We start from the raw sequence: 19,870 nt of genomic DNA on the forward strand, positions 1-19,870 counted from the left end.
CCTATGGCTTTTTTACGCCTTTCGTAAAAAGACTTATTTTTAGATCAATTGAAGACCCATGAAAAACTCAATTCTAGCACTCTGTCTTTTTACACTTGCCTTTTCCTGTAGTCCAAAAGAAGAAATTGGACCCGTAGCAACCATGTATTATGGTGGAGATATCATCACTATGGAAGGAGATGAACCTGCCTATGTGGAAGCTTTGGTAGAAAAAGAAGGGGAAATAATCTTCCTCGGATCTATGGATGAGGCAATGGAGATCGCTGGCAAGGGGCATCAGATGAAAAATCTTGATGGTAAGACCTTGGTACCTGGCTTCATTGATGGCCATGCACATTTTGGAGGCTTTGGAGCTCAGGCTGTTGCCGCAAACCTTCTAGCTAGTCCAGACGGAAAAGTGAATTCTATCCCTGAGCTTATAGTAGAATTAAAGGATTGGTATCAGATAAATGGTACTGAAAAAACACAGGGTTGGATTCTTGGCATGGGCTTCGATGATGCGGTTTTAGCTGAAAATCGATTTCCGACCAAAGAAGACCTTGATCAAGTTTCTACAGAGGTTCCCATTTGTTTAATTCATATCTCTGGTCATTTCGCAGTGATGAATTCGAAGGGGTTGGAAATGAGCAATGTGACAGAAGAATCTATGGACCCTCCTGGAGGCATTATCCGACGAATGCCTGGAACACAAGAGCCAAATGGGGTTCTTGAAGAATTAGCAGCTATCCCTTTGTTTATCCCAATTATCGGCCCTTCAGACCCTGACTTAGCTTTTTATTATTTGGATAAGGCTCAAGAAATGGCTGCAAGATTTGGTTACACCACTGTTCAGGACGGTAGAGCAATGTCCTTGGAACCTTTGGCAAGCTACGCTGAACAAAGCAAATTATACTTAGACATAGTTTCCTATATCGATTACTCAGTCCCTCAGTATATGGATACCAAATGGAATTCTCGGGATTATTTCAATAGATTCCGAATCGGGGGACTCAAAATGACTCTCGACGGTTCGCCCCAAGGGAGAACTGCATGGAGAACAGAACCCTATTTAATCCCGCCAGATGGGCAAAACAAAGATTACTTAGGTTACCCAGCGATTGCAGATGATTCTGAAGTACAGCGAATTGTCAACATGGCTTTCGAAAATAATTGGCAACTCTTAACCCATGCGAATGGTGATGCCGCCGCCGATCAATTGATTCGAGCCCTTCGTCCAGCTATCGAAAAATATGGAAATAAAGACCGCAGAAACGTCTTGATCCATGGTCAATATATCCGAATGGATCAATTGGACAGTTTAGCCGACATGGAAGTCGTCGCTTCACTTTTTCCAATGCATACGTTTTATTGGGGTGATTGGCATCGGCAGATTATTGGCAAAGAAAAAGCCGACCGAATTTCTCCAATTCGCTCCGCACTCGACCGAGGGATGAAAGTCACTTCTCATACAGATGCTCCCGTGGCCTTACCTAATCTGATGATGATTCTTTGGACTACGGTGAACAGAGTGTCTAGGAGTGGGGAGATCATAGGGGAAGAAGAGCGCTTAACACCTTACGAGGCTTTGAAAGCTATAACAATATGGGGAGCTTATCAGCACTTTGAAGAAGATAAAAAAGGAAGTTTGAAAGAAGGAAAATTAGCCGATTTGGTGATCCTTGACCAAAATCCCTTAAAAATAGAACCAATGCTCCTTAAAGACATTCAAGTATTGGAGACCATCAAGGAAGGAAAAAGTATTTTTGTCAGACAGTAGTAATTATCAAACCTTTGCCTGCTTTGATATTTAATTTAGCCTTCTGCATGCAATCAAAAAACCACCTCAATGAAAACTAATCCGATCGACGGCACATGGGTAGTAAACTACATCATGAATACTCCTGACAGTTTGGAGAAACTTTTTCCAAATGAAAAACCCAATATCACTTTTGTGTCAGAGGAAGGAATAGTCAGTGGATTTGCAGGATGCAACCGTTTCAGTGGGATGCTGTCGATTGATGGAAATAAATTAGGCTGGGGAAAAGGTCTAGCACTAACAAGAAAAATGTGCCCAGATATGGCTGGTGAGCAGGTCTTTATGCAGACACTTCAAGGTGTAAATACCTTTCATATCTCCGAAGATGGAAATACCCTTAACTTGGTCGTGGGAGATATAGCCGTAATGAGACTAAATAGAAAACTAGAGCAAAATGACTGAAAACTACCAAGCCAACAACCCTCTTCATGGAATCAGACTCGACCGAATGCTCGAGGATTTGGTGGATTTTTACGGGTGGGACGAACTTGGTGATCGTATTACGATTCGGTGCTTTACGCATAACCCATCAATCAAGTCAAGCCTTAAATTTCTCAGACAAACACCTTGGGCAAGAGAGCGCGTCGAAGGATTATATTTAAAGATGCTGAGGGATTCGAAGAAGGGTTAAACCCTCTTTAAATTGATTACATACAAAAAAAGCCTGAGACTCATCTCAGGCTTTGTGATTATTGGTTGATTGATGGTTAGACGTAGTTGTTAAGCATCACAGGCATAACGAGCATTAAGATATCCTCATTCTCATCTTGCTCAGATGGAAGGATCAAACCTGCTCTATTTGGTGCGCTAAATTTCAAGGTTACTTCCTTGCAAGACAAGTTATTTAGCATTTCTACCAAAAACTTCGCATTGAATCCGATCTCGATATCCTCTCCATCGTGATCACATGAAAGTCTTTCATTCGCCTCATTGGAGAAGTCCAAATCTTCAGCAGAAATCAGTAATTCGCTTCCAGTCAATTTCAATCTCACCTGATGCGTAGTCTTATTCGCATAGATGGCGATACGCTTCAGAGAGCTTAAAAGCTCCTGACGATTGATATTCATTGTATTTGGATTCTCAGTAGGAATCACGTTTTCATAATCTGGGAATCGCTCATCGATCAAGCGACAGATCATTTTGATATTTTCAAACTTGAAGTAAGCATTAGACTGATTGAACTCCACGCTTACTGGAACGTTTTCAGATGGCAAAGTCGACTTCAATAGGTTCAGCGCCTTTCTCGGGATGATCAGACTTGTAGAATCTGGAGAGGCGATATCCACTCTTCGATATCTTACCAGTCTATGTCCATCCGTAGCCACGAAAGTCGTATTGGTCGAGCTGAGGTTGATATACACACCCGTCATCGCAGGTCGTAGCTCATCACTGCTGGTTGCAAAAATAGTATTAGCCACCGCGCTGGAAAGGACTTCCGTGGACATATCCACCAGCGTAGCATTGTTTACTGTAGGGATTTTAGGGAAATCTGTTGCATTCTCCCCCGCTAGTCTATATCGACCATTGTCGGAGCTGATTTCCACGGCATAGGTGTCATGATCTATGCTAAATGTAACTGGCTGCTCAGGAAGGTTCTTAAGGGTCTCGATAAGGATTCGAGCAGGAACAGCAATATTTCCGTCCTCCTTGGCCTCCACATTAATTTCAGTCATCATAGAGGTCTGCAAATCCGAAGCAGTAATTGTCAACAGACCATCACTGATTTCAAAAAGAAAATTCTCCAAAATCGGCACTACCGGGTTGGTAGTGACCACGCCATTGATGGCTGAGAGCTGCTTTAACAATGCAGAAGAGGAAACAATAAATTTCATATGCTTTTGTTTTGAATTATGAATGCCATATGAAATCTCGCTTCGCTAGACTTTCCTTCAGCTATTGAAGCAGAGCTCATATTCGATTTCATATCGTAGGGCTTATTTAATGGATAATTTACGTCGGGTAAATTTATAAATAAAATCTAATTAGAATTGCCGCTTGTGGGATTTCTGACAAATAAATTCGAATAGAATGCCGAATCAAGCCTTGCTTGATTTTTTAGCAAACTTTCGGCGGCGATTCCAGGTCACAATGGACCCGATAATCAGAAGAATACCCACAGGACCTAAGACATTTACGACCTGCCAAAAAACCTTTTGCTCAGCAACTTTGACTTTGTTCAGTGGTCGGATCTTAAAACTTCTCGTCCTCGTCATGATGATTCCTTCCGGATCGGTCAGGTATTGTACCAAATTCCTTAGGAAAAGTCGATTGGCATATGTCACTTGATTGAAAGGATCTTCTCCCAAAGTTAAAGGCGAACCATCCTGAAAGCTGCGCTGACTTTGAAATACATCTCCGTCCCCAATGACCACAACTTTACCTTTTCCACTTTCCTCTAAATCCTTGGAATCAAAACCATCTGGAACAAATCGATTTCGGAATAAGGAAGTAAACTCTCCTTCCAAAAGATAGGCTAATGGTAAGTTTTTGGAAGTAAATTGGCTTACCTCAGGCGCTTGCTCCATGTCACTAAATGCTACTCGTGCAGGGGCGGGAAGTATCCTGCTAAAATCTGATGAAAAAATCAAAGGTGTTTTCTTAACGCCATTGGCTTTCACCGTATCCAGACTACTCACAAAACGCAAATTAACGACATCCAATCCTTTGGTAATGGGATGATCCTGCATGCGACCGGCCTGAATATGAAATGGCCAAGGAAGTGGAACCATTTGCTCCTGATCTCCAAAATTGCCTGCCATCACCGGAAAAAAGCCAAAATTCAAATCCTGGATCAAATCCTTATTCACTCGTACACCATAGCGGAAAAGTAAATTATCCAAGCCAGTATCAAAAGGAAGTGCTACCGTACCTTCTCCTCCAGCCTTAGTCATATCCACTTGCACGGCATCTAATAAAACGACTAAATTCCCACCTCTCATGACGTATTGATCGAGTAAGAAAAGGTCTCTTTCGCTGAACGATTCTCTAGGTCCTTCAACGAAAACCACACTGAAATTCGAAAGCAAATCGGGATTATCCGCTTGCTCCAAGGGAACCTTGAATAACTCATTGGAACCATCCAAAGCTTCCACCAATCCATATCCATCATCCTCTGACATTTCTCCATGTCCCATAATCATGGCAATGGATTTGGACCCTGGATTGATCAATTTTTGAATCGCCAAACTTAATTCAAACTCCAGGTTTTCGATTGACTGGTTTAAGATCTCATCTTGCCCCATTCCCTGTTCTCCTTTTAGGATTAAAGCCCCTGTTTCATACTCTGAATCGCTAATCAGAAAACCGGGGAAAATCAGCTGTGACTGCTGACCAGAATTTTGGTTGACAAAAAGGTTGGTAGGATTGATTCCATACTCATTCAGGTCCAAAATAAATTCTTCCTGTTCGCTGGCCGGCAGAGAAAGCGGATCGAAATATGAGAAAGTAATGCGCTCTGGGCTATAGGCATCGAAGGTACGAATAGTCTCCTCTAGGGATTTTTGCAAGCGCCTCATCCCTCCAGGAAAATACTCTCCTACAAGCAAAATATCTACGTGAAGTGGCTCCGTAATACCACTCAAAATTTCCTCCGTTGCTGGGCTGAGAGAATATCTTTTTTCCTCAGTAAGGTCAATCCTAAATCGAAGAAACTGACCTAATAGCAAAAGGACAATCAATCCCAATCCTAGAATAAACCATGGCTTCAATATATTGGTCTTTGATGCGCTCATTTTCTTCTCAAAACCAAAATGGACAAACCTAAGAACAGCCAAATCATGGCTAGCATGAAAAAGATATCGGATGCATCCACCACTCCCCTACTCAAATTGATGTAATGATAACTCAAGCTCGCTTCCTCTAGCCAATACGCCCAAATCCCTACTTGAAGATCAGCAGCAGCCGTAAATCCAAAATACAATACGAAACAAAAAAAGACACCGAGCACAAAGGCCAAAACCTGCTGGGAAGTGAGGGAACTCGCCAATAGCCCCACCGCAGAAAATACCGCACCGATCATAATCAAACCGATCCACGAACCAAAAAAACCTGCTTGATCCAGATTCCCGACGGGATCACCTAACTGCACTACCGAAACGAAATAAAGCAAAGTGGGCAGTAAGGCTAGAATCACCAAAACCAAAAGTGCTAAGTACTTGGCCAGGACTAGCTGAAAAACAGAGAGTGGTGAAGTACGCAAAAGCTCCCATGTTCCGCTTTTGAGCTCCTCCGAAATGGCCCGCATAGAAAGGGCTGGGATCAAAAACGTAAAAACATACGGAGTGTATGAAAAAAGTGGCTCCAGATCAGCATATCCATAATCGAGAACGCTAGTCTCAGGAAAAACCCAAACAATCAATCCTAAGGCTACTAGAAATAAAGCCAAGATTAGGTAGCCTAGAAGGCCTCCAAAAAATCCATTTATTTCTTTTAGGAAAAGACTCCTCATTGTGTGATTTCTCTGAATATTTCTTCCAACCCTTTTTTCTGCTGGTTCAGGTTTACCAGATTAAGCTTACGCTCTTGGATCAGTTTCATGACTTGCTTCCTACCCTCACCCGCATCGGTCGTAGAGATGAGTACTTCTTTCATTCCTCTGGACCCAAATGACACTTGCTCAAAACTACCAAACCATTCCAATGAAAGTTCTTCTTCCGTTTCCAAAATCAATTGAGTCGTACCGACTTGAGATTTCAGCTTAGTAAGGGAATTCGAAACTTTGATCTTTCCTTTACTGATGATCACCACATCTTCGCAAATAGCCTCGACCTCCTGCATAATGTGTGTAGAAAGAATAACGGTACGATCCTTAGATATTTCCTTGATCAAGGTGCGAATTTCAACCAATTGATTCGGGTCAAGCCCAGTAGTCGGCTCATCCAAAATCACCACTTTCGGATCATGAATCAAAGCCCTCGCTAATCCTACACGCTGACGATAACCTTTGGAAAGCTGACCGATTTTTTTGTGTTGTTCTGGGTTTAAGCCGGTTTTGCGCAGCATTTGCTCCACTCGATCTTTTAAACTTTGGCCAGAAAGGCCATATAAGCCACCCGAAAATTCAAGAAACTCTCGCACGTACATATCCAAATAAAGTGGATTGTGCTCAGGAAGATAGCCGATCATTTTACTCACCCCTTTGGGATCTTTGGCGGCATCTTGACCAAGAACTTTCACCGATCCCGAGTCTGAAGACAAGTAGCCACAGATGATTTTCATCGTCGTGGATTTGCCTGCGCCATTTGGCCCCAAAAAACCCAAGATATGCCCTGGTCTAGCCGAAAAGGACACTTGATCCAAGGCCTTTTGTGTACCGTAGGTTTTTGTAAGTTGACTTACTTCAAGTGACATATTTGAGGATTAGATGATCAAATTAAGGAAAAAGTCGGGGAATAACTTTATCGCAAATATTCAGCCGCAAAGACCAGACACCTTTCCTTGAGTGTGCGGCTGAAAGGAAATTCCAAACCTACTTATTCACTCAAATCGCTTAGCAATCGCTCGATGGGGACAATCCCCACATACTCCGATTGAAGCTGCTTTTGAGGATTATAAATGTAAATCGAAGGTACACTTCTAATCTGGTAGAAGGTAGCTACCTTCATCTCTGCATCGAGCAGAAAATGAACATTGGGATTGTCTTTAATTCCCAAACCATCCACAAAAGAAATCATTTCCTCCAGAGGCTGTACGGTGGTGAAGATTAGACTGTAGTCTTCAAATTCCTTAATTCTTTTGGATATCGAGCCTAGTTCATCCTGACATAAATGACAGGTAGAATTAAAGTAAATAAACAAAGTGGGCTTATTGGCTGCGAGATCATGGATAGAGCTCGTGTTCCCATTGACATCGCTTAGCGTGAAATCAGGTAGTATCTCTGGAGCCGAAACTTCTGGTTTTTGAACTGGGGTTTCATTTTGCGCCAGCATACTGATATAGGCCGTACCTCCTATCAATACTATAAAAAGGAGAATGAGATTTGTTTTCTTCATGACTAAATGCCGATAATTTCTGATTCAAAGTAACGCGCTTTGACGAAGCAAAACAAACTTCGCCAATCAAATTGCATCAGTTCTATCCATATTCAACTCAGATATTTAGAACCTTATTTTTTGCCTTTTGGACGGAGTGGTCTGCACTCCACATCAGCCACAAAATAATTGGGATGAGTCTCCAAGGTTTGCAACATGGTCAAGGCCACATCTTCGGGTCGCATCATATTTTCATTTGCCTGAATACCAGGAATATCATCAAAGAAGTTTGTGGCAATAGAACCTGGATATATCGTGGAGACCTTGATTCCAAAATCCCGCAGCTCCATATACAAGGAATGCGAAATGCCACGTACAGCATGCTTTGTTCCCACGTACCCTGCAAATTGATTTACTCCGTTTAGACCAGCTATGGAAGCCACATTGAGAATATGCCCTTCATCAGCTTTTTTCATTCCCGGAATCAATCGCTTAGTGGTATAAAAAATACCGTGCACATTGGTGTCAAACATGGCTTTCCAGTCTTCGGAAGAAAAAGTCTCTGTAGGTCCAGCTACCCCAAATCCTGCATTATTTACCAAAATTCGAATATCTGATCCTAGCTTTTGGATAGTCTCTTGGAAGGCAGATTCAACTGATTCTTCCTTCGATACATCACATTTAAAAAAATGAAAATTAGCATGCTCGAATTTTGGCGCCGTTCTTCCCCAGCCTGCTACAGTAGTGCCTTTTCCTACTAATAATTTGACTAGCTCCAGCCCTATTCCCTTGCTCACGCCTGTGACGACGGCTATTTGATTCTTCAGATTCATAGATAAAGATTTTGCGTTTGCAGATACAAAGGTTTCTCAGGGCAAATAGTTCTTTGTTTTTTTACTTTGGAAGAAAAAAATTACAAACTGACACATTTTTCTAAATTTGAAAGAAGCATTATAAAAATCTCCAACAATGAAAAAACTTATTCTTCCTCTACTTTTTATCTCAGGATTGTCCTTCGGACAAAGCAGCCTGAGACCTACCATCGATCAAAAGGCTGAGGCTATCGAGTCCAAAGTAATTGACTGGCGTCGTGACTTTCACAAATATCCCGAATTAGGCAATCAGGAAGTACGAACCGCAAAGATCGTAGCTGATCACTTACGCTCACTGGGAATGGAAGTAACCGAAGGTGTCGCCGTGACGGGAGTGGTAGGAGTGTTAAAAGGTGGAAAGCCAGGCCCGATGGTTGCGCTACGTGCAGATATGGATGCTTTGCCGGTAACAGAGCGAAATGACTTTCCTTTCAAATCAGTGAACACGGCCGTGTACAATGGTCAAGAAACTGGCGTAATGCACGCCTGTGGGCACGATTCTCATGTTGCCATCTTGATGGGAGTAGCCGAAGTTTTAGCAGGAATGAAGAATGAATTGGAAGGATCAGTGAAGTTCATTTTCCAACCTGCAGAGGAAGGTGTACTCGACGTGGATACTTTTGGAGCGAAGCAGATGGTCGCAGAGGGAGTGATGGAAGATGTCGATGCCATTTTTGGTCTACACATCGACTCGCAAAGGGAAGTTGGTCAGATCGGCTACCGAACCGGCCCGTTTATGGCCGCAGCTGATTTTTTTGATATCACGATCAAAGGTGTACAAGCTCATGGAGCCTCGCCTTGGTCGAGCGTGGACCCCATTGTAACTACTTCCCAAATCATCACTGGACTCCAAACCATTGTCTCCAGAAATGTGAATATTACCGAAGCTCCGGCTATTGTTAGCATAGGGGGAGTCCACGGAGGTATTCGTCACAATATCATTCCCGAAACGGTAGAATTGATTGGAAATATCAGAACATACGGCGATGAGCAGCAGGAATTGGTACATAGGCGATTTGAAGAAATAGCCACCAAAATCGCTGAAAGTGCAGGGGCCACAGCCGATGTACGGATCAAAAAACTTTATCCATCCACAGTCAATCACCCTGAACTTATGGCTAAAATGCTTCCTACTTTGCAAGAAGCGGCAGGGACTGAAAATGTAATCCTAGTGGACCCAATTACCGCATCGGAGGATTATAGCTTTTATCAGCGTGAAAAACCGGGCATTTTCATGATGCTCGGAGGAATGAAAAAAGGTGGAGATCCATTGAAAACTCCTTCTCACCATACACCTGACTTCTACCTAGATGAAAGCGGATTCATACTTGGAGTACGTGCACTTAGCTACTTGACTGTTGATTATATGGGAATGAAGTGAGTGTTGGGAATTTGGAAGTAGAAAAGTTTCGAGATTGCGATTAGGGAATACGAAATAGTGATCTGAAAAAAATTGTTCTATTCATTCCTTAATCTATTCACTAAAAAATCCTCAGAGGAATCCTTTCCGATTCTTGCGACTTCTTGTTCAATAAAGAGAAGTTCAGAGGTCGTAAGCAATGGACCAGTCACATATTAGATAGAATTACCTATCTTGGATAAAGTATATTTCTTTTTGAAAATTTCAATTCGGGAAGAAATAAATCCAAACATTTAATACCTACAATTTTGAAAAAACTACTGTTTACCGTCCTCTTTTTACCGCTATTTAGTTTTGGACAAACGGCCCTAAGAACCGATATCGATCAATCTGCTACCCAAATCGAATCCAAAGTGATCGAATGGCGTAGAGACTTTCACAAATATCCTGAATTAGGAAATCAGGAAGTACGAACCGCCAAAATCGTTGCTGATCACTTGCGCTCACTGGGAATGGAAGTGACTGAAGGTGTTGCAGTAACAGGGGTGGTTGGTGTTTTGAAAGGCGGAAAGCCAGGCCCAATGGTAGGCCTACGAGCAGATATGGATGCTTTACCCGTTACTGAGAGAAATGACCTCCCTTTCAAATCTGTCAACACGGCTGTTTACAATGGTCAGGAAACTGGCGTAATGCATGCCTGTGGGCATGACACACATGTTGCCATCCTGATGGGAGTAGCAGAAGTCTTAGCTGGAATGAAAGATCAGCTCAGCGGTTCGGTGAAATTTATTTTCCAACCTGCCGAAGAGGGGGTATATGATGTGGACATGGCCGGGGCCGAACTTATGGTCAAGGAAGGAGTAATGGAGGATGTAGATGCCATTTTCGGTTTGCATATATGGTCTCAAATTGAGGCTGGAAAAATCGGATACCGATCAGGCCCATTTATGGCCGCTGTAGATAATTTTAAAATCACTGTTAAAGGAACGCAAGCACATGGAGCTGCGCCATGGTCCAGTGTGGACCCAATCGTGACTTCTTCACAAATCGTGATGGGATTACAAACCATTCTTTCTCGAAATGTGAATATTACTGCAGCTCCCGCTGTAGTGACAGTTGGTGCTATTAAAGGTGGGATTCGGAATAATATTATCCCCGAAGAGGTAGATATGATTGGAACCATCCGAACTTTCGGAGATGAACAGCAGGAGTTGGTACATCGTAGGATTCGTGAGGTAGCAACTCACATTTCAGAAAGTGCTGGCGCCACTGCCGATGTACGCATAGGAATAGGATATCCGGCAACTATTAATCCTCCAGATTTAACGTCCAGAGTATTAATCTCCCTCGAGGCGGCGGCTGGAAAAGAAAATATCATTGCCATGGATCCAATTACTGGAGCCGAAGATTTTAGCTTCTTTCAACGTGAAAAACCAGGTTTCTTTTTCTTTTTAGGGGGAATGAAACCAGGCGGCGATCCAGTCACAACTCCTTCCCATCACACACCTGACTTTTTTATCGATGAAAGCGGTCTAATTATCGGCGTAAAATCGTTAAGCTATTTAGTGGTAGATTATTTGGAAATGAAAAAGTAATTCGATTCTAACCAAAAAGGCCTCGGTTCAAAAAAATCGAGGCCTTTTTTTATTGATCAAACCACCAATCAGGAGTGGCTTCCGTACTATTTTTAAATTCACTGCATCTGAGGCAGGTGGCGGGATAGTCATTAATTGGTCTTTCTGGCGAATAAGTACAGACTTCCGAAATGAAAAAGGGCACGTCTGCTCTTGTCGTATAGATTCTGGTCACCTTTGCATTGACTACCTCAAAGTACCCCAAGACCACTTCATTTGGGTCTCGTTCGTTTCGGATATTTCCAGATATCGGTGCTGGCGGTGAGTCAAATACCGACCCGGTATTATTCACCAGCTCTCTGACTTTACGCCAATATTCGTAGGCCTCCTGGGTAGTGCTGAGTTGTCTTACATTGAAATAATGCCTACTCAGAAAAGACTGATCAATCACCCGCTCAGCGATGATTTGACTGGATTTGCCTCCTGGCCTATTTAATAAATCCCCATTCAATAAGGTAATTCTTTCTGGATCAGCAAACCCGAAAACATAACAATCTGGCGGAGCCTTATTAAATGGGTTTGGAAAGAAAGTCAAATTCCAATAATATGCCTCTTCCACATCCCAACGGAGATAGTATCCATCTCTTTGCTCTGGTAAAGTAACCTCCGTCTGTATACTAATGAAGGCCGTTTCAGGACTTCCTTGGAAAATCCCACGATCAAAAGAATACGAGATTTCATCTTCCCCAATCACCTCAGGCATAACTTCCGGTAAACTCGCATAAGAGCGGTTTCCAGCATTGATCTCAATATGATAAGCTACGCCGGCCTCGATTCCTTCAAATCCACGCAATTCATAGGTCCCATTCTCCACTTCCTGATACACCCACGACCTATTTTGATCACTTACTAGGCGCACTTGAGCTCCCGAAACAGGTCTAGGAAGGTCATTGGTCGTAAAAAAGCCATTCGTGAAAATCGGCTCACGATCCTTTGAAGTGGTCTCCGACAGATATACATATTGTGGCTCAGATAGGTTATTCAATTGTCCAGAGACAATCAATTTTTCGTCTCCAAGATTCAAGGGAAACTCAATTTGATCTATACATCCGGCTAAAAGAATGAATAAACTTACCAGCGAAACGAAACTAAATTTCTTACTCATCCTTACCTCCTCCAAATTCTATACTGTAAGTAATTGATGGGAAAATAGAACCCAAGATCGCCAACCGATAAGGCCTGAGCTGCTGTGAATCTCCATCTTTTTGCCAAAAGACAGAATACGCATTTCTTCTACCCAATAAATTGTAAATACTGAAATTCAAACTATCTCCTTTCTTAGAAAACACCTTTTCAAAAGTGTAGGATATATCTACACGGAAATAATCCGGAATCCTATATTCATTTCTCAGGCTATACTCTGGTACCACCAATCCGCCCAAAACATAACCAGCATTCACTGCATTGACCGGACGACCTGTGGCATAATTGACACTCACATTAAAAAGCCCACGTGGGTACATTTTCTTACTTAGGATAAAATTCACCTCATGAGGCTTATCAAAATTGGAAGGAAACCACTGTCCGAAATTGATGCTTTCAGCCGCAAAAGGACTTGTAGATCTAAAGAATGACCGAGAATACGTATAGGCCAGCCATCCCGTGACCACTCCTATGTTCTTTTTGATCAAAAACTCAGCTCCATAGGCTCGCCCATCCCCAAACACCAGTTCGGTTTCTATATGAGGGTTGAGGAAAATTTGAGCAAAATCCCTGTATTCTACTTGATTGGCAGTCACCCGATAAAACCCATCTACGGAGAATTCCCATTTGTTATCCACCGTGTTTTTGAATAAGCCTAAGGAAAAACTATCCGATTGTTGTGGAGGAATGTGAGTGGTACTCAGCTGCCAAAGATCAATGGGAGTGGGACCGAAGGTATTTGAGACAGATTGGATGTATTGAAAAAGCCTAGAATAGCTAAACTTCAAGGAGGAAGTAGCCGAAATATTCTGACGAAGGGAGATGCGAGGCTCAAAGCCTGAATAGGTCTGAATAGGCCCGCTTCCAAAAAATTCTATTCCAGTAATATTGGCAGTGGAAATCGATGTATTCTCTCTGTATTGATAAACTGAATCTGGGCCAAGCTGTCTATAGTTACTGAATCTAATCCCGGCCACAATTCCTGTGTTTTCACTGAGGTCTATTTCTAAGCTTGCAAAGCCTGCTATTTCCAAACCAGTTTCCTTTCCCACCTGATCTGCCTCCACAGAGCTGTCAGGGCCGAACGGTGTGAGCTGCTCATCTTTTCCGGCGTATCTGATTCCCTCTGCGCCTAGATTGAAAGCTAAATTTTCATTGGCCCAAGTCAGCTGAAGCTTACCCTGCTGATAGCGCATGCCATTATCCACTTGCGCCGCATCAATCCCTTCCGGATCAAAAAATGAGTTGTCAAAATTCCCATCAGTAAACAAGGCGTCTATGGAAATATTGTCGCTCAATATTCCTTTGTACTTTACCGAACTGACACGATTTGCCCAGTCATATCCAAACTCATCCGAAAACTTAAAGTAATCTCCTGTCAGCAAGGTATTAGCTTCAAGGGTATGACCAGTAGCTATTTTCCATGAAAGCCCACCATATACATCGTGGAAGTTGAGCTCTGAATTTTGAATATCAAAGTCCCGGGCTTGATTCAAAAGCCAATTCACATTGGAAACACGTGCTCCGAGTATAATGCTTACTTTCTCCTTAAGCAGAGGTCCTTCGAGCAATAACTTCCCATTGGAGGTACCTAGCCCAACCTGACCAGACCACTCTTCAAAGTCACCATCTCGCATTTTGATATCCAAAGCTGAGCCCGCTCTCCCTCCGTAGGTGGCAGGTAGATTTCCTTTGTACAGCGTAAAGTTTTCCGTCACATCCGTATTGAAAGCTGAGAGAAAGCCCAAGGCATGATTCGAACTAAGAACCAAAGCTTCATCCATCAAAAGGAGATTTTGGTCTGTTTTTGCTCCTCTCACGTTGATCCCGGAGGTTCCTTCTCCCACGGAGCTTACTCCAGGAAGTAGTTGTAAGCCTTTGAAAATATCAGCTTCTCCCAGAAATGCCGGAATGGCTCTTAGTTCTGTGGTAGTGAGTTTGGTAACGCCAGTTATAGGATTTCTTACGTTTCTATCAGGCTCGTCAGATAATACCACCACCCCATCCAACTCAAAGCTTTTATCATCCATGGTAAGATTGACCACCGCGCTTTCATAGAGGGTCACAGTAAGGATCACTGGGATTTTGGCGACCTGTCTGAATGCTACCCTGTGCTCGCCAGGAGTAAGATTAACCAAATAAGTTCCGAAACGATCTGAATTTACTCCGACATACACCCCGTCAATATAAATCCCAGCACCCTCCACAGGTTCCTTGGTAGTCTTATCAGTGATCTTACCTGTCAAAATATAGGTAGCAGCAGTAGCATTTGAAGCTTTGCCAAAGGTGTAAGTCAGCGAGTCTGTCTGGGCATGCACGCCAGAGATAAATGCAAAAAATATCAACCCCACAAATAATATTCTACCCATATTCGAATTTATAACTACAGTTGGATATACGTTGGTTTCGAAAGAAAGATAATTAAAAATTAAGGGATGAAATATTAAATACTTGAGCGACTATCAGTTTAACAAGTTTTTAATACAGTGATCAACTAGTTCTCAAGAAACAATACTAAAACAACAACTTCAAAGATGGGAATAGACACGAAAACACAACCGAACAATAGCCGATGGTTTTACTTTAATAGCAAAAAATAAGATCAGAGACTCGATAGAAGACCCCTAATAATTTGAACCATTTTTGGGCTAGCGATTTCCGCTCCAGCAAGTACTTCTTCCAAAGTAAGTTTTTTGATTTTTCCCGCTACCCCTAAATCCGTGATGGCAGAAATTCCAAAAACTCGCATCCCCATTTGATTAGCCACCATGACTTCAGGCACTGTACTCATGCCTACAGCATCCGCTCCGATTTTACGTAAATAAGCATACTCAGCTTTGGTTTCGAGGTTTGGACCTTGCACGCCGGCATAGACACCCTCATGGACTTTTAGCCCCAATTCTTTTGATAAGCTTCTCGCGCTTTCGAGCAAATCCAAAGAAAAGGGCTCACTCATGTCTGGAAATCGAGGGCCGAATTCAGGAGGGTTTTTTCCGCGAAGTGCATTTTCAGGAAAAAGGTCAATCTGATCCTGAATGAGCATCACATCACCCACTTCATGAGCAGGGTCCAGTCCTCCACAGGCATTGGAGACCAACAGGGTTTTGACACCGAGAAAACCCATTACCCGAATTGGAAAAGTCACCTCACGCATGCTATAGCCTTCATAATAATGAAAGCGCCCTTTCATAGCCAAGACTACTTTACCTGCCCATCTTCCTACAATCAATTTTCCATGATGGCTCTCTACGGTGGAAATAGGAAAGTGAGGAATATCATCGTAGGAAAATTCATGAATCACCTCGATTTCATCGCCAATCTGGCCAAGGCCTGTGCCTAAAATAATTGCAGTTTCTAAGGGCTCAGAATACGTTTTCAATAAAAAATTCTTGGCCTCATTGACTTGATCGAGATAGGTCATTTTGTGTTGATTAGATAACTGGGAAGTCAGAAAATTACAAAAGCCTTAGAACTTTTCACCCCCTTGGCTTGTATTCACTGAAGAAAACTACTCCCATGATAAAAATAATAGTCGGTACCAACCGAAAGAATGCAGTATCCAAGACCATAGCAGGCCTTTATCAAGAAATTCTTCTAGAAAAGGGTGTAAGCTCACAGATTCTAGAATTGCGCGATCTTCCTACTGATTTTATAGAAACTGCCCTATACGAAAACAGTGGCAAAAACGAGCAATACAATCAATTTGTACAGCAAGTAAAAGAGGCTGAAAAATTTGTGTTTATCGTCCCTGAGTACAACGGCTCATTCCCTGGGATTCTAAAAACCTTTATCGATGGGATGAGCTATCCCAATCCGCTCAAAAACAAAAAAAGCGCCCTTGTGGGCGTCTCTTCGGGAATCGGAGGAGGTGGCATCGCTTTGAGCCACCTCACCGATATATTCCATTACCTAGGGATGCATGTTCTAGCTCTCAAGCCCAAACTCGGACAAATAGAGCGCAATATGTCAGACAACTTGCTCACCAACAAGCTTTATCTAGAACTACTGCATCAGCAGGCTGAAATGTTGATTGAGTTTTAAGTCTCAATCAACATTATCATGTAAGAATCTATTGTTGCCTAAAATCTCATTATCATCGTTCAGATTGTACTTCGAGATATTATTCTCAGAGCTATGAGCAGGATCTTTTAGGACCACATTCTTTCGCTGATAGGCAGGAACTTCCATTTTTTCCTTCAGCTCCTCAGGAGTAGGGTTCACAGATCGACTTCCTTTCAACTTTTCAAAACGCTCGTGAGCGCGCTGGATAGCCTTTTGCTTCATTTGCTCGTAGTAATCTGTCGCAAAAGCAGGCGTTACTTTCTCTTCCTCTTTCGGCTGAGCAGCTTCTTCCTCCTCCTCTTTTTCAGTTGGATAGAGATCATGCACTATTTTCTCAGGCTTTTCTTCCTTCGCAACGAATTCGATTGGCTCTTCTACCTCATCTTCGGAAGCAGGCTCAAAGGAAATTTTTTCTTGTACCGGCTCATTTGGCGTCACCTCTGTTTTTTGTGGAGTCGCTTTTGGCATGGTAAATACAAAGGTAGTCTTATCTGAAACTGATTCTTCTTTGACTTTTTCGGTCTTCATAGAATCTAGATCAATCACCGTTTTGGTTACTTCATCTTCTACAGGAGCCTCCACTACTTTTGGCTTAGCCGCAGGTGCTGGCATGCTTGAAGTACCAGATAATCTATCCATTTCAAAACCAGTTGCAATTACAGTCACTCGGATTCCTTTACCCAATTCTGGATCGATACCCTGACCAAAAATCACTTCAGCGTTGTCACCTGCTTTTTCTTGGATGTATTCGGTGATATCACTCAATTCGTCCATAGAAAGTTCTTCTTCTTCTCCAGACATAATGGAAAGAAGAATTTTCTCTGCGCCTTTGATATCCACATTATTCAACAAAGGAGAGGAAATGGCTGCACCCGCAGCACGGATAGCTCGCCCTTCGCCTTCTTCCGTAGATGAACCCATTACGGCAGCACCGGCATCCTTCATTACAGTTTTCACATCTTCAAAGTCCACGTTGACATCTTGATGGATGGTAATGATTTCTGCGATTGACTTCGCGGCCGTGGTTAAAATATCATCCGCCTTACCGAAAGCTGTTCGGATAGCGAGATTACCATAAATTTCACGAAGCTTATCATTCAAAATCACCAAAACGGTGTCGCAATTTTCGCGAAGTGATTCGATTCCTCTTTGGGCTACACCCATTTTCTTACGACCCTCAAACATAAAGGGAGCCGTGACGATACCCACGGTAAGGATATCCAGTTCTTTAGCAATTCGAGCGATCACTGGGGCAGCACCTGTACCAGTACCTCCACCCATTCCTGCGGTGATGAATACCATTTTGGTATTGTCCGCAAGTAACTCTCTGATCTCATCTTCCGACTCGATCGCAGCATTCTTGCCTTGCTCAGGATTCGCTCCTGCTCCAAGACCTTCTGTTAAACTCGCGCCAAGTTGTAGCCGCAGAGGTACTGGGCTTGACTTTAAAGCTTGAGCATCGGTGTTGACCACCACGAATTCCACATCTTTAATTCCTTGCGCAAACATGTGGTTGACGGCGTTAGATCCTCCACCTCCAACTCCGATCACCTTGATGATGGATTTCTGGTTTCTTGGAAGATCAAATCTGTAATCTTTCATTGTATCTGACATATTTATTTGATTGGTGAACTATTAAATTCTTGTTTATAAAATTTGATTTAAGTGGGGAAATAAGCAGCAAGGCCACTTATCTCCGCCCGAAATAAGCCCTAGTAATTGGCGTCATCTCCTATATCATCGTTGATCAGCCTTTTGAGCTTTGCTCCGATGCTGGAGAAAATGTCTTTGGAAATTATTTCTTTTCTCGCTTGAGGTTTACCGGCTGGACCTGCATTGGCTATTCTTTTTCTATACCCTTCTTCTCGGTCGTCCAAGGCTTTGAACCCCGCTAATACAAGACCCACTGAAGTAGCATACATAGGGGATTTAACATCCTCTACCACCGACTTACCTAAATGCTCGTTGGGATGTCCGATGCGGGTATCCAAGCCAGTCATGTATTCAAAAAGCTGACTAACAAACTGCAGCTGAGAGCCACCACCTGTAAGGACAATGCCTCCGGCTAGTTTCTTATAATGCCCACTCTGCATGATTTCGTTTTGCACGATCTCAATGATTTCTTCCATTCGGGCTTGAATGATAGAAGCTAAGTTTCGAATGGAGATTTCCTTTGGTGGTCGATTTCTCAAGCCTGGGATAGACACGATTTCGTTTGGATTGGCTTCTTCAGCAATAGCTTTCCCAAATCTGGTCTTCAAAAGCTCCGCTTGATTTTGCATCACCATACATCCCTCCTTGATGTCTGAGGTGATAATATTTCCTCCTAGAGGAATCACTGCTGTATGACGGATTATATTTTCATAGAAAATGGCAATATCTGTAGTACCACCGCCTATATCTACTAGACATACACCGGCTTCTTTTTCCTCATCAGAAAGCACCGAAAGTGAGCTAGCAAGAGGCTCAAGTATCAGTTGCTCTGAAGTAAGATTTGCTTTACGCACACATTTATTGATGTTGCTGATAGCTGCTGTCTGGGCAGTGATAATATGAAAATCGGCTTCTAATCGAGCTCCAGCCATTCCAACCGGATCTTTGATTCCTCCTTCATAGTCTACCGTGTAATCCTGAGGCATCACGTGAATAATGCTATTTCCTGGAGGGACTACGATATTTTCCATATCATCCGACAGTCGACGAACGTCCTCCACAGTCACCTCTTCATCATTAGGAGAGCGCATGATGCTGCCGTGGACGATCTTACTCTGGATGTGCTGACCTGCAATCCCCACGATTACCTCAGCAATATCCACATCTGCCATGTTGGATGCCTCTTCCATCGCTTTTTCAATGGCGTGAACCGTCTTATCAATGTTAGTAACCACACCTCTTTTCACCCCATCCGAAACAGCCCGTCCCATGCCGAGTACTTCCAGTTTTCCGAAGCTGTTTTTGCGTCCGATTATCACGCAGATTTTGGTAGTTCCGATGTCCAGTCCTACGATTAGTTTGTCATTTTCCATGCCCTTGCT

At 42.8% G+C, this 19,870-nt stretch carries 17 protein-coding genes; 6 read left to right on the forward strand and 11 right to left on the reverse strand.

The window, feature by feature from the left end:
* Positions 1 to 58: 58 nt before the first annotated feature.
* The 3 genes from ACFOSV_RS04500 (at position 59) to ACFOSV_RS04510 (ending at position 2,426) form a co-directional block, all read left to right on the forward strand.
* A complete protein-coding gene (locus tag ACFOSV_RS04500; RefSeq protein ID WP_377903826.1) occupies positions 59 to 1,756 on the forward strand; it encodes an amidohydrolase in 1,698 nt (565 codons plus the stop codon).
* 69 nt (positions 1,757 to 1,825) lie between these two features.
* On the forward strand, positions 1,826 to 2,197 hold the full coding sequence (locus tag ACFOSV_RS04505; RefSeq protein ID WP_377903828.1) for an META domain-containing protein: 372 nt from the start codon (positions 1,826 to 1,828) through the stop codon (positions 2,195 to 2,197).
* Positions 2,190 to 2,426 carry a VF530 family protein gene (locus ACFOSV_RS04510; RefSeq protein ID WP_377903830.1) on the forward strand — a complete coding sequence of 79 codons (237 nt, stop codon included), beginning with the start codon at positions 2,190 to 2,192 and terminating at the stop codon, positions 2,424 to 2,426. Before ACFOSV_RS04505 ends, ACFOSV_RS04510 begins: the two co-directional genes overlap by 8 nt.
* Positions 2,427 to 2,502: 76 nt before the next feature.
* Here ACFOSV_RS04510 and dnaN read toward each other — a convergent pair whose 3' ends face one another.
* The 6 genes from dnaN to ACFOSV_RS04540 form a co-directional block, all read right to left on the reverse strand.
* Entirely contained in the window at positions 2,503 to 3,627 is a 1,125-nt protein-coding gene (dnaN, locus tag ACFOSV_RS04515) for a DNA polymerase III subunit beta (protein ID WP_377903832.1), read from the reverse strand.
* Positions 3,628 to 3,831: 204 nt separating this feature from the next.
* Positions 3,832 to 5,526, reverse strand: coding sequence for a gliding motility-associated ABC transporter substrate-binding protein GldG (gene gldG / locus ACFOSV_RS04520; protein ID WP_377903834.1), 1,695 nt, complete (start codon positions 5,524 to 5,526; stop codon positions 3,832 to 3,834).
* Entirely contained in the window at positions 5,523 to 6,242 is a 720-nt protein-coding gene (gene gldF / locus ACFOSV_RS04525) for a gliding motility-associated ABC transporter permease subunit GldF (protein ID WP_377903836.1), read from the reverse strand. Before gldF ends, gldG begins: the two co-directional genes overlap by 4 nt.
* Positions 6,239 to 7,144 carry a gliding motility-associated ABC transporter ATP-binding subunit GldA gene (gldA, locus tag ACFOSV_RS04530; protein ID WP_377903838.1) on the reverse strand — a complete coding sequence of 302 codons (906 nt, stop codon included), beginning with the start codon at positions 7,142 to 7,144 and terminating at the stop codon, positions 6,239 to 6,241. Before gldA ends, gldF begins: the two co-directional genes overlap by 4 nt.
* A 122-nt stretch (positions 7,145 to 7,266) precedes the next feature.
* Positions 7,267 to 7,785: a peroxiredoxin family protein gene (locus ACFOSV_RS04535; protein WP_377903840.1), complete on the reverse strand. Its 519-nt coding sequence runs from the start codon at positions 7,783 to 7,785 to the stop codon at positions 7,267 to 7,269.
* 113 nt (positions 7,786 to 7,898) lie between these two features.
* Positions 7,899 to 8,597, reverse strand: coding sequence for an SDR family oxidoreductase (locus ACFOSV_RS04540; RefSeq protein WP_377903842.1), 699 nt, complete (start codon positions 8,595 to 8,597; stop codon positions 7,899 to 7,901).
* 136 nt (positions 8,598 to 8,733) lie between these two features.
* Here ACFOSV_RS04540 and ACFOSV_RS04545 point away from each other — a divergent pair, with 136 nt between their 5' ends.
* Together ACFOSV_RS04545 and ACFOSV_RS04550 are read left to right on the forward strand one after the other, a co-directional pair.
* Positions 8,734 to 10,017 carry an amidohydrolase gene (locus tag ACFOSV_RS04545; protein ID WP_377903844.1) on the forward strand — a complete coding sequence of 428 codons (1,284 nt, stop codon included), beginning with the start codon at positions 8,734 to 8,736 and terminating at the stop codon, positions 10,015 to 10,017.
* Between the two features lie 287 nt (positions 10,018 to 10,304).
* Positions 10,305 to 11,591: an amidohydrolase gene (locus ACFOSV_RS04550; protein WP_377903846.1), complete on the forward strand. Its 1,287-nt coding sequence runs from the start codon at positions 10,305 to 10,307 to the stop codon at positions 11,589 to 11,591.
* Positions 11,592 to 11,640: 49 nt separating this feature from the next.
* Here ACFOSV_RS04550 and ACFOSV_RS04555 read toward each other — a convergent pair whose 3' ends face one another.
* The 3 genes from ACFOSV_RS04555 to ACFOSV_RS04565 form a co-directional block, all read right to left on the reverse strand.
* Complete coding sequence (locus ACFOSV_RS04555) at positions 11,641 to 12,735, reverse strand: DUF4249 domain-containing protein (protein ID WP_377903848.1); 1,095 nt, start codon at positions 12,733 to 12,735, stop codon at positions 11,641 to 11,643.
* Entirely contained in the window at positions 12,728 to 15,142 is a 2,415-nt protein-coding gene (locus tag ACFOSV_RS04560) for a TonB-dependent receptor (protein WP_377903850.1), read from the reverse strand. The genes ACFOSV_RS04555 and ACFOSV_RS04560 overlap by 8 nt, the downstream gene beginning before the upstream one ends.
* 233 nt (positions 15,143 to 15,375) lie before the next feature.
* The gene (locus ACFOSV_RS04565; protein ID WP_377903852.1) at positions 15,376 to 16,194 is read right to left on the reverse strand and encodes a purine-nucleoside phosphorylase; all 819 of its coding nucleotides are present in this window, start codon (positions 16,192 to 16,194) and stop codon (positions 15,376 to 15,378) included.
* A gap of 95 nt (positions 16,195 to 16,289) precedes the next feature.
* Between ACFOSV_RS04565 and ACFOSV_RS04570 the strand changes: the two genes are divergently transcribed.
* A complete protein-coding gene (locus tag ACFOSV_RS04570; RefSeq protein ID WP_377903854.1) occupies positions 16,290 to 16,814 on the forward strand; it encodes an NADPH-dependent FMN reductase in 525 nt (174 codons plus the stop codon).
* 3 nt (positions 16,815 to 16,817) lie between these two features.
* Here ACFOSV_RS04570 and ftsZ read toward each other — a convergent pair whose 3' ends face one another.
* Together ftsZ and ftsA are read right to left on the reverse strand one after the other, a co-directional pair.
* Positions 16,818 to 18,437 carry a cell division protein FtsZ gene (gene ftsZ / locus ACFOSV_RS04575; RefSeq protein ID WP_377905292.1) on the reverse strand — a complete coding sequence of 540 codons (1,620 nt, stop codon included), beginning with the start codon at positions 18,435 to 18,437 and terminating at the stop codon, positions 16,818 to 16,820.
* Positions 18,438 to 18,547: 110 nt separating this feature from the next.
* The gene (gene ftsA, locus ACFOSV_RS04580; RefSeq protein ID WP_377905294.1) at positions 18,548 to 19,861 is read right to left on the reverse strand and encodes a cell division protein FtsA; all 1,314 of its coding nucleotides are present in this window, start codon (positions 19,859 to 19,861) and stop codon (positions 18,548 to 18,550) included.
* Positions 19,862 to 19,870 lie beyond the last annotated feature (9 nt).

The organism is Algoriphagus namhaensis (genome assembly GCF_042649705.1).
Lineage (GTDB): Bacteria > Bacteroidota > Bacteroidia > Cytophagales > Cyclobacteriaceae > Algoriphagus > Algoriphagus namhaensis.